General features: G+C 37.1%; 7 protein-coding genes. 3 read left to right on the top strand and 4 right to left on the bottom strand.

Going from position 1 to position 13,446, the window contains the following annotated elements:
- Nucleotides 1–201: 201 nt before the first annotated feature.
- Nucleotides 202–1,470: an FAD-dependent oxidoreductase gene (locus AM228_RS10835; protein WP_231636748.1), complete on the bottom strand. Its 1,269-nt coding sequence runs from the start codon at nucleotides 1,468–1,470 to the stop codon at nucleotides 202–204.
- 473 nt (nucleotides 1,471–1,943) lie between these two features.
- Between AM228_RS10835 and AM228_RS10830 the strand changes: the two genes are divergently transcribed.
- The 3 genes from AM228_RS10830 (at nucleotide 1,944) to AM228_RS10820 (ending at nucleotide 4,278) form a co-directional block, all read left to right on the top strand.
- Nucleotides 1,944–2,624 carry an SET domain-containing protein gene (locus AM228_RS10830; RefSeq protein ID WP_231636747.1) on the top strand — a complete coding sequence of 227 codons (681 nt, stop codon included), beginning with the start codon at nucleotides 1,944–1,946 and terminating at the stop codon, nucleotides 2,622–2,624.
- A 99-nt stretch (nucleotides 2,625–2,723) separates the two neighbouring features.
- The gene (locus AM228_RS10825) at nucleotides 2,724–4,040 is read left to right on the top strand and encodes an alanine racemase (RefSeq protein WP_054466124.1); all 1,317 of its coding nucleotides are present in this window, start codon (nucleotides 2,724–2,726) and stop codon (nucleotides 4,038–4,040) included.
- A gap of 22 nt (nucleotides 4,041–4,062) precedes the next feature.
- Nucleotides 4,063–4,278 carry a multidrug efflux SMR transporter gene (locus tag AM228_RS10820; RefSeq protein ID WP_231636746.1) on the top strand — a complete coding sequence of 72 codons (216 nt, stop codon included), beginning with the start codon at nucleotides 4,063–4,065 and terminating at the stop codon, nucleotides 4,276–4,278.
- A 116-nt stretch (nucleotides 4,279–4,394) separates the two neighbouring features.
- Here the strand turns inward: AM228_RS10820 and AM228_RS10815 are convergent, their stop codons facing one another.
- The 3 genes from AM228_RS10815 to AM228_RS10805 all read right to left on the bottom strand — a co-directional run bounded on the left by AM228_RS10815 (nucleotide 4,395) and on the right by AM228_RS10805 (nucleotide 13,330).
- A complete protein-coding gene (locus AM228_RS10815; RefSeq protein ID WP_054466123.1) occupies nucleotides 4,395–5,039 on the bottom strand; it encodes a GNAT family N-acetyltransferase in 645 nt (214 codons plus the stop codon).
- A gap of 98 nt (nucleotides 5,040–5,137) precedes the next feature.
- Nucleotides 5,138–5,458: a multidrug efflux SMR transporter gene (locus tag AM228_RS10810; protein WP_054466122.1), complete on the bottom strand. Its 321-nt coding sequence runs from the start codon at nucleotides 5,456–5,458 to the stop codon at nucleotides 5,138–5,140.
- 99 nt (nucleotides 5,459–5,557) lie between these two features.
- Nucleotides 5,558–13,330, bottom strand: coding sequence for a non-ribosomal peptide synthetase (locus AM228_RS10805; protein WP_072160736.1), 7,773 nt, complete (start codon nucleotides 13,328–13,330; stop codon nucleotides 5,558–5,560).
- Between the last annotated feature and the right edge of the window lie 116 nt (nucleotides 13,331–13,446).

Genomic DNA, 13,446 nt, shown 5'->3' with positions numbered 1-13,446 from the left:
TCCAGATTTTTACGAGCGGTGAAAATAGAACTGAAATTCATTCAGCCAAATCATCTCCAATAAACTCCGTGTAAGGGCGAAGCATGACCGCAGATAATTGATTGCTTTATTGTAAGGACGATTCGCTTTCTCGCCCCTACTGCCGTCAGGCTTCGCCCCTACTCCAATTGCCAAGGTTAATTGTAATTAGTTTATCTGTCGCTATTTTTGATGCGGAAAATTGCGGAATTTTTCCATAAATTCGCGATCGATCCTATCTTTCCAACGCCATAAGAGCGGAGAAGGCCCAAGACCAAAAGCCCCACGAGAAGCGATCGCGCTTCCTTCTCCTGTACCAATTAAAGTGAGAAAATTTTTCTGAGGTTTAAATGGTTTGAGGGGTTGACCTTGTAGAATGCGCCGCAAATTTTCAGCTAAAGGTTTACCCTGACGGACCGCAAAGACTCCCGCTTTGGGACGGGGATGATTAATCATGGTGGCAATGTCCCCAGTGGCAAATATGTGAGAGTGAGAAATTGATTGTAAGGTATCACTCACTTTAATGAAGCCAGCAGCATCGGTACTTAAACCAGATTCTTTTAACCAATCCGGGGCCGAGGCTTGTGTGACCCAAAAGAGGCGATCGCACTCTATGGTTAACCCAGATTCACAATAGACGGTGACGGGTTCTTTTGCGTGGGCTGCCATCGGGGGCAGGGGAGCAGAGGAGCAGAGGAGCGGAGGGGCGGGGGTGCGAGATTCTATTCGGATGACTGACTCACTTAAATGTAAGTTAATCCCGCGCTGAGTGAGAATTTTTTGCAAATTATTTCGCACATAAGTGCTATGAGTGGGGAGGATTTCGGGGCTACGTTGGAAGAGATGAATCTGAAGATTTGAACAATTTGGGCGATTTGGGCAATTTGGGGAATTTGGGCGATTTTGGGAACCGAGAATTTGATTTAAACGAGCAGACATGGATAAGGCTAATTCCACACCTCCGGCGCCCCCGCCAACAATGCCTATCTGTAGGGGCTTTTCTGTAGCTGTGGTTGACCCTCCTTGCAATTCTTCAATTAGTTGATGCCAATGGTGCAATAAGTTTGGGACGGGTTTGGCAGGAATGGCATAGTCTGCGGCGCCAGGTACGGAGAGGGTTGCCGGGGTGCTGCCAATGTCAATGGATAAAATATCGAAGGCAACTGGGGGACGGTGGGCACAAATTACGCGGTTGTTGGCTAAGTCTAAACCCACGGCGCGTTCGCGATAAAATTGGGCTCCGGCAAAGTGGGCTAAAGGTCTTAAATCAATATGGCTTTGGTCATAATCGTAGAAACCAGCAATATAACCCGGAAGCATTCCCGAATATGGGGTATGGGTAACATCGCTGATTAAGGTGATGCGAACTCCGGGTAATGGGTTCATGCCCCACATTCTCAGGGCGATCGCATGGCTATGTCCTCCACCGATGAAAACCAGGTTTTGAGTCATTGGCTGTTTTGTTGACTGCATATAATCAGAATTGCGAAGCGATCGGCATTGACTCATAAACTTGGGTTCGGGGATTTTATGAGTAATATCCGAGGCATCTACCAGATTGGATCATAGAATAATAGATAACTTAGTTGGTAAGGTTCGGAAGTGATTATGAGTCAGACAACCATGAGGCGAGACAACCATAACGCGATCGCGCAGCATCGGCGCATTCCAATCGCGCTCCTTTTTGGCTCCCTTGAAGCAACCAACGCAAGGCAAACGCATAAAAAAACTAAATCCCTTTCCCAGCAAGGCGTTCGATGCTAAGTATTTTTACTGAGCTTTTTCTCAAAGTCTTAATGCCTATGGCTTCCGAAATTTTCATGGGTTTGCCCTGGAAATTTATCTAATAAACAGTTATTATAATCAGTTATGTTGTTTTTTTTGAAGACCTGTTATCGCGGTTATTAGTGACATGAGGTATGTTTTTGAAGCTAAAAGCTTTACCACTAAAGCAATTCAACATAACTAATCTACCTGAGAAATACTATATGATACATCCTGACACCCAAATGACCAAGATTAACGACGTTATTGGTTATGGGGTAATAGCCACTAAATTGATTCCAAAAGGAACTATAGTTTGGATTTTAGATGACCTGACGCAAAGACTAGATGAATCTTTTGTACATAATCTTGATGAAGTCAGGAAAAAAGAACTTCTTAAATACTGTTATCGCTATAGAAGTGGTGAGTTCGCATTTGTTTGGGATCTAGGGCGTTTTCTTAATCATAATTCTAATCCCAACTGTATTACTACTGCTTATGATTTTGAAATAGCAGTCAGAGATATTTATCCCGGAGAAGAAATAACAATTGATTATGGAACTTTAAATTTAGATGAACCTTTTGAATGTCTACGAAACGATGAAGAAGCAGGAGTTCGTCATACTATCCTACCAGATGATCCCTTAAACTTGTATTCAGAATGGGACAAAAAAGCTGCTGAAGCAATGTCTTATTTTAATCAAGTTGAACAACCTTTAAAACATCTGATTAATGACAAGTACAAAGATAAGGTAATAGCTGTTGCTGCTGGAATAGAAACGATAGATTCTAGCATTAATATCTATTATAAAAAAGGTTCAGTGAACTCCGATAATACCTAGCCATCCTAAAGAGGGGTAAGCAGAAATTTGCTCGAAGTCCCCCTTTTTTATGGCAATCTCTCCCAGATATAAAAAGTGTTAACTAAACAGGTTTGAACTATGGATTATACAATTAAAACAAAAATAGCTGGAGTTAATGTTGAAGATTTAGTCACAAAATTTGGTTCTCCTTTATTTGTTTACTCAGAAGCAACATTAAGAAAGCAGTTTCGTAGTTTCAAAAATGCTTTTACTACTCGTTATCCAAAGGTAACTTTTGGTTGGTCTTACAAAACGAATTATTTAAAAGCAATTTGTGCTATTTTCCATCAAGAAGGCGCGATCGCGGAATTGGTTTCTAAAATGGAATATGAGAAAGCTAAGAATTTAGGTATTCCTGGTGAAGACATCATCTTAAACGGTCCCCATAAGCCTTATGATACTTTATTAGAGGCAATTAAAGATGAGGGAACAGTTAATATTGACCACTTCGAGGAAATTCAAGATTTAGAAAAAATTGCCTCAATCTTAGACAAAACCCTGACTGTTGGTATTCGTATTAACTTAGATACAGGTATTGAACCTTGTTGGTCAAGATTTGGTTTTAACCTAGAATCTGGTGAAGCGATGGAAGCCGTACAACATATAGCTAAGAGTAATAGGTTACGTCTAAATGGATTACATAGCCATATTGGTACTTTCATAACCAATAAAGAAGCCTATGATCAACAAGTAGAAAAAATGGTCAAATTTGGCTATGAGATAGAAGATCATTTTGGTTGGCAGATGGAGTATATAGATATTGGGGGTGGATTTGCATCCAACAATAAAATCAAGGAAATTTATCATGTGTCTAAGGGTGCAATTCATTCAAACGAGGGAAGGGTTCCTTCGATTGATGACTATGCGGAGACCATCTGTAATGCTCTCTTGAAAAGTCTTAGACCCAACCATAGACCTAAATTAATTATTGAATCAGGACGATTGCTGGTAGATGAAGCAGGAACTTTAATTACTACCGTTTGTGGGACAAAACGCTTACCTGATGGAAATCCTGGTTATGTTATCGATGCTGGGATTAACTTACTATTTCTTGGTCTTTGGTTTGACTTTAATATTGCCCTAGCACAGGCTATTCCTGGTCAGTGTGAAAATTCTCAACTTTATGGGCCTCTTTGTACTAATATAGATGTGATAGCTGAAGCGATTAGCTTACCACCTTTATCACGAGGCGATCGCTTGGTCATCTCTAATATTGGTGCCTATAATAATAGTTTTTGGTTTCAGTTTATCGAATATCGTCCTAATATTGTGTTGATTACAGAAAGAGGAGATGTAGAATTAATTCGTGCGGCTGAAGATTTGAGTGATATAGAGAGAAGAGAATATCTACCTTCTCGTTTGGAACTAATTCAACCTATAAAACCAGTCCATTAATGATTGTAGAAAGAGTTAGATTATGACAAGTTGGCTTGATTTATTCATTGCTATTTTATTAGAATCCATAGGAACAACTTGTATGAAGTTTTCCCAGGGATTTACTCAATTAATTCCTTCTGCCTTAGTGGTGATCTGCTACATTTGTAGCATCACTATGTTGACCAAAGCCCTTAAAGGAATTAATCTAAATATTGCTTATGCAATCTGGTCAGGATTGGGAACCGCGATGCAATAGTAGGGGTTATTTTTTTTAAAGAAACTTTAAACCCTCTACAAATTGTTTCAATTATTTTGATTATTCTAGGAGTCGTGGGGGTAAATTTGCTATCTTAAGAATCTCGTTGTGTCAGGCTAGAGTAATTTCTCCATTAGCACGCATTTTTTGTGACGATTGATGTTAGCAAATACTTTCACTCCTTCATATTCATAATCTTGATAATTAATTGACAAAATTTCCTTAAATCCGAATCTCGAACAATATCTTTGTGTAACAATTCCACTTGGTTCAGTAATTATTCTGGAAAATTTTTGAGTTTTAGCATACTCGATATTTTCAGCATATAAATATCTAGCTATGTTGCGATTCTGATATTGAGGATATACTCCTATCATAGACTCGTAAAATAATTCTCCTTTTTTGATATTTTTCTCTGCTAAATATTCTTTTTGTAGTAACTCTACCAGAGAAATGATTGGGAGAAATTTGTCAAATTTTTTATACTTTTCTTTATAAAAATTATTTTCTATATACATATCTTCGGAAATTATAAATCCGACCAATTCACCAGTTTTTGCATCCTTCGCGATATGAGATAACCCATCTTCTACAGCTTTCTGACAAACAATTTCGGCTACGGGATAATAGTATTCTTTGGTTATGCCTAAACACTGTGTAAGTGGCTCACTGCCAGGAAAAACAGTAGCTACACATTCAATTGCACTGGACAAATCCTGACTTTGCAGAATTTCATAAACGATTCCATCTTTTTCTAACATAATTATTTTCTCCTAAGTTTTATGAATTTAATTTTTACAATACCAAATTAAATGGTATTTATCGGATTAAAAATCTTAATTTAAAATTAAGATAAATTTTATTTAGATGTTAAATTCAAGCCGACAACCCCTAAAATAATCCAAAGAATGAAAACTATTTTTGAAGGATTTAAACTTTCTTTAAAAAAAACAACTCCTATGATCGCAATTAAAGCTGTTCCCAATCCTGACCACACCGCATAAGCAATATTTAGATTAATTCCTTTAACAGCTATTGTCAATAAAGATATACTACAGCCGTAACATATTAGCATTAAAACAGAATAACTTAAGTTAGTAAATCCATTAGACAACTTCGTACAGGTTGTTCCTGCTAATTCAAATAAAATGGCAATGGATAAATAAATCCAACTTTTCATGGGCTAACTCTCCTACAAAATAAACATATTTTAAAACGTAGGTTGAATTGAGCGACTGAGAACCCCAACCAAATCCTTGATAGGGTGGGGTTTTGTTCCTCAACCTAACCGACAATCTTGATCAAGATATTTTTGGATGATTTGAGCTAATATCTGAACTTGTGGATTTCTGACCAGATTGTAATGATTACCCGGAATCATATAAGCATCTACTTTTTCTACAAAATCATTCCAGACTGAGGCCAGGTCAGTCTCAGTTTCACTAGCTTGTATGACAATCATCGAGCCTGAATAAGATTGAGGTTGATACTTTCCTAGAGATTGAATGTTCAATTTGTTAATCTCCAATAAATGTTGAATTTGAGTTAAATCAACGTCTTCTGACACCAGATTTTTTTGTTTAGCTTGTTCTAACACATAGATTAATTGTTCCTGTGGTTCTAGTTGTTTTATTTCCTCCAAACAAGGTTCAAGAGCTTCTCCAAGCATCCACACCATCACAACAGCATCATTATTTTCTAATTCAGATGTGGTGAAAAGAGGGTTAGCATCTATTGAAGCTAAGAAAGCAATTTGTTCTCCTTGGCGAGAAAGTTGCTGTGCCATTTCAAAAGCAACTATACCCCCTAAAGACCAACCCATCAGAAAGTAAGGACCATGAGCTTGAACAGTTTGGATTGCTTGGATATAATGACTAGCCATATGTTCAATGCTGCTATGAGGTTGGTTTTCAGGATTTAGACCAAAGGATTGTAATCCATAGACTGGTTGAGCTAAATCCAATTGATAGGCTAAATCTTGATAACAGAGAACATTTCCTCCTGATGGATGAATACAAAATAGCGGAGGTTTATTACCCTTAGATTTGATGGGAACTAAGACAGCCCAATCTAAAGAATCTGTTTCTAAACGCAGAAGATGGGCTATTTGTTCAATGGTTGAATTTTGGAAAAGCGTTGCTAGAGATAACTTTTTGTGGAATTGTTTTTGAATTTGAGCCATGAGACTGACAGCCAAAAGAGAATGACCGCCTAATTCAAAGAAGTTGTTTGTTACTCCTATAGGATTGATGCCGAGCAAATCAGACCAGATTTGTGCTAATTTCAGTTCTATAGTATCTCGCGGAAGAATTAACTGTCCGCCCGTGCTTAAGTCTAAATCAGGAGCCGGTAAAGCTTTACGGTCTATTTTGCCATTGGGTGTTAAGGGGAGATTTTTTAATAACATAAAAGCAGAAGGTAGCATATATTCTGGTAACTTCTGTTTGAGATATTCTCGTAGTTGATGAGTATTTAATAATTCATCCTCAGTCACAATATAGGCTACTAGACGTTTGTTTCCAGGTATGTCTTCCCTCGCTATAACTACAGTTTGTTGGATTTGAGGATGGGTGTTGAGAACAGCTTCTATTTCTCCTAACTCAATGCGGAAGCCTCTTATTTTGACTTGATTATCGATGCGACCAATGTATTCAATATTGCCATCAGGGAGATAACAAACTAAATCACCTGTTTTATAAAGACGACCTTCGCCAAAGGGATTAAGAATAAATTTCTCTTGAGTTAATTCTGGTCGATTCAGATAACCTCTGGCTAGTCTATCTCCACCAATATATAATTCTCCCGTAACTCCTATTGGCACTGGTTGCAGATGTTGGTCTAGGATATAAATTTGAGTGTTGGCTAAAGGACGACCTATGGGAATTGTCTTCAGGCTTTTGAGTTCTGTGGGAATAGAATATAATGTTGCATCTACAGTGGCTTCTGTCGGTCCGTAAGTATTGATTAAAACCGAATGATGTTTTTGACTAAGCCAGAGTTCCACTTGACTAAGCTTAACCTCCTCTCCTCCAATAATAACTAATCGTAAAGAGGTAGGGAGTTTTAAATTGTCTAATTTTATGTCAGCTATTAACTGAGACCAGTAAGCAGTGGGTAAGTCTAAGACGGTGATTTGCCAGTGATTACACAGTTGCAGAAAGGTTGCGGATGATTGAATCATCTCCTCAGTTCGCAATACTAAAGTTGCTCCTGATGTCAAGCTAGGATAAATTTCCTCTGCGGCTGCATCAAAACTAATTGAAGCAAATTGTAGGACTCGATCCCGATCGCTTAGTTGATAATATTGACAAGCTACTTGATTGAAATTTACCAAAGCTTGATGTTCAATTAAAACTCCTTTCGGTTGACCAGTAGAACCTGAAGTATAAATGACATAAGCCAAATTTTTTGACCCTACTTCAGCAGATAAGTTTTCTGTGCTGTATTGTTCAATTGTTGTCCAATCTCTATCCAAACAAACTATCTGTGTAGTATTTGACGCGAAATATGACAAGAAATGTTTTTGAGTCAATAACACATCAACTTTTGAATTAGTCAACATATAACTCAATCTTTCGGCTGGATAATTTGGGTCTAGGGGAACATAAGCACCACCCGCTTTTAATGTCCCTAACACTCCAATTACCATCTCTAAAGAACGTTCTACACAAATCCCTACTAAGGATTCAGCTTTTACTCCTAAGCTTTGGAGATGACGTGCTACTTGATTGGCTTTTTGATTTAACTCAAAATAGGTTAATTTTTGTTCTTCAAAAACTACCGCTATGGCATTGGGTGTGAGTTTTACCTGCTCTTCAAATAATTGATGAATACATTTATCCTGGGGATATTCGGTCTGAGTATGATTCCACTCTACTAATAATTGATCGCGTTCTGTTTCATTCAATAATTGTAACTCATTAACAGTCTTATAAGGATGAGTAACAATCGCTGATAATAAGTTTTCAAAATGACTAGCCATCCGCTTAATAGTTGAGTCATCCCATAAATCTGTATTGTATTCCCATTCTCCTTCTAAGCCTTGAAATGTTTCCGTCATTGAGACTGTTAAATCAAACTTCGCAATTTTGCTTTCTTGATATAACTGATGACAAGTTATTCCTGGTAGTTCTAATTCTACTACTGGAGGTTGGAGAATAAACATTACTTGGAATAAATAAGCATAACTTAAAGACCTTTGGGATGGTAATACTTGTTCAAGGAGTACATCTTGATGTTCATAAGCTTTAAGTGTAGTTTCTTTAACTTGGTTGAGTAATTCTAAGAAACTAGGATTATCCTCAAAATTACTTCTTAAAACCAAAGTATTAAGAAAAAAACCTATCAATGACTCGATTTCACTGCGGTTACGATTAGCTATTGATGACCCGATTAAAATATCTGATTGTCCGCTATAACGATATAGTAATGTGGCAAAAGCTGCCCACAAAGTCATAAATAAAGTTTTTCCAGACTCATTGGCTAGATTCTGGATTTTCTTGGTTAACTCTGTGTTTAAGAGAAATCTTTGGCTTTTCCCTTTGTGAGTCTGTATATTTGGTCTAGGGCGATCTGTAGGTAATTGTAATAATTCTGGAGCATTTTGTAATTGTTGTCTCCAGTAATTGAGTTGAGTTTCTAATATTTCTCCCTTTAACCATTGTTTTTCCCAAACAGAAAAATCTGCATAGTTCACGGGTAATTTTTCTAAAGGTGATGACTTCCCTGCTAGAAAAGCTTTATATAGAGTTGAAATTTCTTGATTCAATATTCCTAATGACCAGCCATCTGACACAATATGGTGCATTGTTATTAGTAACACATATTCAGTTTGAGATAACTGCCATAAACTACATCTGATTAAGGGTGCTTGTTCTAAATTAAACGGAATATTTGCTTCTTGTTGTAGTTCTTGTTTTAATACAGTTTGGCGTTCTGTTTCTTCAAGATGCTGTAAGTCTGTCACCTTAATATTTAGGGTAGCTTCTGGATCGATTATCTGTCTTGGTGTGCCGTCAACTGTGGGGAAGCTAGTTCTTAGTACCTCATGTCTTTGTACTATTTCAGAAAGGGCTTTTTCAAGTAAATGAATTTTCAAATTACCCGTTAACGAGATGGCTACTGGTATATTATAAGTAGCATTTGCTCCTTCTAATTGATCGAGAAACCACAGTCTTTCTTGTTGAAAAGATAGGGGGATTTGCTCTAAATCTTTTGTAACAGGTTTTAGAGGGGGAATATTCAATCCTTTTTTGAGGAGCAGTAATTGGCTTAATGCCTGATCTAATTCTGCTATTGTTGGCGATTCAAAGATGACTCTGAGGGGTATTTCTACTTCAAAAGTTTCTCTGAGTCTGGATATTAATTGAGTTGCTACTAAAGAATGGCCACCTAACTCAAAGAAATTGTCATGTATTCCTACTAAATCTATCTGTAATAATTCCTGCCAAATATTAGCAATCAGTTTTTCGTTATCTGTGCGGGGAATAACCAGAACTGTTGACAATTCAGGGCGGCACTTTTCAGGAGCTTTTAGCCCACGACGATCGACTTTACCACTTGGTGTTAGTGGCATTTGATCGAGGATAACAAAAGCTGTGGGCATCATATAGTCAGGGAGACTTTTTTTCAAATCAGTCCGCAATTTTTGTTCTAAATTACTTACTATTTTGCTTTGCAGAGGATTATTACCATAACTGTTCCAAGGTTTGATCTCAACATTTTCTCGGTCATGGTCGAAAAGTTTTCCCCCTGTTTGAAAAACCACATCATAGTAGCCCTTAACCTCAGACCAATTAATATAAACATTCTGCGCTAACTCTGCGCCTAAATCCCACCAATCATCGGGTTCTATCCCATCATTTTCAAACCACTGTAACGCTTCTCGTAATTCACCGACTGTAGTTACTTCTGTTGGATTATGCAATAAATCTAAAAGCTTGATTTCTTGACTCAAACGAGGGTTAGGTATATTCTTTATGCCTAAAATTTCTGGTTTTGTTTCTTTAATTAAATCACGGACTGCTGACACAGTTAGGTCATTTTTTTGCCAGTCTAACCACTGAAATTCTGCTGTGGGAGAAACCTGTTTTTCTATATGAAGAATAACATCATAGCGGAATTTAGATATTTCATTATGATATCGATCGCGCTTGAGTTGAATTTGCACATGACTGATGGAAGAAAAATGTTGCTTTAGTGCTATGAAAAAATCAGGATCTAGCAATAATTGATCCTCCTTACCCATGCCATCAAAAATGTAGTGCTGTAACTCTTTTGTTGATAGCAAATCTGAAGCTTTATCTAATTCAAGTTTAGCATAGAAAGCTTCTATTAAAGAGAAATTACGGATATCTCCTATAAAAATAATCCCCTCTTTTTTCACCGCCTGGATCGCTTTTTTTAAAACATCACTTAAGTAATTAATGCTAGGAAATAACTCGATTACGGAATTGATAATTACAGTATCAAATGAAGCAGGTTCAATACCCTCAAAATTATCTGCTGTTCTCTGGGAAAGAGAAACTTGTGACCAATTTCCGTCTAAATTTGCTAATTGTTCTTCTAAATAAGACAAAACCTGGGAAGAAAAATCAGTCCCCAGATAATAAGAACATTTTGGAGCAATTTGAAACAAAAGCATTCCCGTTCCGCAACCAATTTCCAAAACTCGGTCGGGTTTCCAGGTAAGAATACGTTCTACTGTAGCATCTAACCATTGACGCATTTCTTGTTTAGGAATAGCTTGACCTGTATAACTATCTCGCCAACCTATAGTATTAAAAGTCGGATCAAAGTCGGATGCGGTTTGGCTGTAGTTTGTATTCCAAATTTGTTGCCATTGTGCAACTTGTGTAGCATCGAGTTCTTGATCTGAGGCCAAACTATGATTTGATTTGGGAACTACATAAGTGACTAAACGTTTGTTTCCGGGAATATCTTCTCTAGCTATAACTACAGCTTGTTGAACTTGAGGATGGTTGTTAATAACTGCTTCTATTTCCCCTAGTTCAATGCGGAAACCTCTAATTTTGACTTGATTATCTATCCGTCCTAAATATTCTATATTACCATCTGGTAAATAGCGGGCTAAATCTCCTGTTTTATAAAGGCGACCCTCACCAAAAGGATTAGAAATAAATCTTTCACTGGTTAATTCTGGGCGATTAAGATAACCTCTAGCTAGTGCATCTCCTCCGATGTAAAGTTCACCGGATACTCCTATGGGTACTGGTTGAAATTGTTTGTCTAAGATGTATATTTTAGCGTTGGCTATTGGTTTTCCTATGGGTGGAAGTGATGGCCAAATATCGGGAGAACCTTTTAAAGTAAATACTGTCACGACATGACTTTCTGTTGGCCCGTATTGATTTTTTAGTTGACAATTAGGAAGTTTATTGAAAAATTCTATTAGTGTCGGAGTAATTTTTAATTGTTCTCCAGCCGTAATTAATTCCTGAAGATTTTGAGGGAGAAATTGAGTATTTGTCGCACTCTGATCTAACTGTTCTAGCGCAACAAAAGGCAGAAATAGTCTTTCAATAGCTTCTTCTGTGAGCATTTTTAATAATGCTGTTCCATCTCTGCGTATTTCTTCTCTGATTAAAACTAATATTCCCCCTGAACACAAAGTAGCAAAGATTTCTTGAAAAGACACATCAAAGCTTATTGGTGTAAATTGCCCTGTTTTTGTGCCAGATTTAGCAGATGATTGTTTTACTTGCCAAAGTATAAGATTGACAAGCGGACGATGGTTCATGGACACTCCTTTAGGCTGTCCAGTAGAACCTGAAGTATAAATTACATAAGCTAAATTCTCTGAACCTACTCCCGTCTCAGGATTGGACTGACTATATTTTTTAATCTCTTGCCAATCTCTATCCAAACAAACTAGATTGGCAGTAGATGAAGGTAAAAATGATAATAAATCCTGTTGAGTTAATAACACATCAACTTTTGAATTCGTCAGCATATAACTCAACCTTTCGGCTGGATAATTTGGGTCAAGGGGCACATAAGATCCACCGGCTTTTAATATCCCTAACAGTCCAATTATCATCTCTAGGGAGCGTTCTACACAAATCCCTACCAGTGCGTCAGGTTTTACTCCCAAACTTTGTAAATAGTGTGCTACTTGATTAGCTTTTTGATTTAATTCAGAATAGGTTAATTTTTGTTGTGCAAATATTACAGCTATGGCATTGGGTGTAAGTTGTACCTGTTCTTCAAATAATTGATGAATAGATTTATCCTGGGGATATTCTGTTTCGGTATTATTCCACTCTACTAATAATCGATCGCGTTCGGTTTCGCTCAATAAGGGTAATTCATTTACCGTCTGATGAGGGTCAGCAACAATGGCTGATAACAAGTTCTCAAAATGACCAGCCATCCGCTCAATCGTTGAGTCATCCCATAATTCTCTGTTATATTCCCATTCCGCTTCTAAAATTTCAAGTGTTTCCGTCATTGAAACTGTTAAATCAAATTTAGCAGTTATGTTGTTTTGATTTAATTCTCTCCAATTTTTTAGGGTTGATTCTAATTCATGCCCCAATTGACTCTCTAAGGTAAACATCACCTGGAAAATAGGTGAATGACTTAAAGATATTTGAGGTTGTAATGCTTCTACTACCTTTTCCCAGGGTATATCTTGATTTTCATCAGCTTTTGTTGTGGTTTGTTTGACCTGATGGAGTAAGCTTAAAAAACTAGGATTGTCGGAAAAATTACTTCGGAAAACTAATGTATTAATAAATAAGTCTAGTTCTTGATGATGACGATTTACTACTGGTGAACCTATTAAAATATCTGACTGCCCACTGTAACGGTATAGTAAAGTAGCGAAGCCAGCCAATAGGGTTATAAATAAAGTAGTTCCAGACTCACTTGAGAGTTTTTGTAATTTCTGGGTTAATTCCTGATTCAAGGTAAATCTTTGTATTTTACCCGTATAAGTTTGTATGCTGGGGCGAGTTCTATCTGTGGGCAATTGTAATAATTCGGGAGCATCTTGTAATTGCTGCTGCCAATAATTTAGTTGCGTTTCCATAATTTATAATATTAGATCAGTAATTTTATCTACTTTTGTTGTTTTCATCACCTCTGGCGGGCGAAACAAGAAAAAATCAATTCTTGTTAAGAACTCATCCAAAAAAATATGCTTTT

It is taken from the genome of Planktothricoides sp. SR001 (assembly GCF_001276715.1).
Lineage (GTDB): Bacteria > Cyanobacteriota > Cyanobacteriia > Cyanobacteriales > Laspinemataceae > Planktothricoides > Planktothricoides raciborskii.
The sequence above is the reverse complement of the archived record's forward strand: the minus strand, read 5'-3'. Positions and strand labels throughout refer to the sequence as shown.

Bases quoted from the DNA above. Each gene is read 5' to 3' on its own strand.
- AM228_RS10810 (WP_054466122.1), bottom strand. From the start codon at position 5,458: ATGAAAAGTTGGATTTATTTATCCATTGCCATTTTATTTGAATTAGCA.
- AM228_RS10820 (WP_231636746.1), top strand. From the start codon at position 4,063: ATGACAAGTTGGCTTGATTTATTCATTGCTATTTTATTAGAATCCATA.
- AM228_RS10825 (WP_054466124.1), top strand. From the start codon at position 2,724: ATGGATTATACAATTAAAACAAAAATAGCTGGAGTTAATGTTGAAGAT.
- AM228_RS10835 (WP_231636748.1), bottom strand. From the start codon at position 1,470: ATGACTCAAAACCTGGTTTTCATCGGTGGAGGACATAGCCATGCGATC.
- AM228_RS10805 (WP_072160736.1), bottom strand. From the start codon at position 13,330: ATGGAAACGCAACTAAATTATTGGCAGCAGCAATTACAAGATGCTCCC.
- AM228_RS10815 (WP_054466123.1), bottom strand. From the start codon at position 5,039: ATGTTAGAAAAAGATGGAATCGTTTATGAAATTCTGCAAAGTCAGGAT.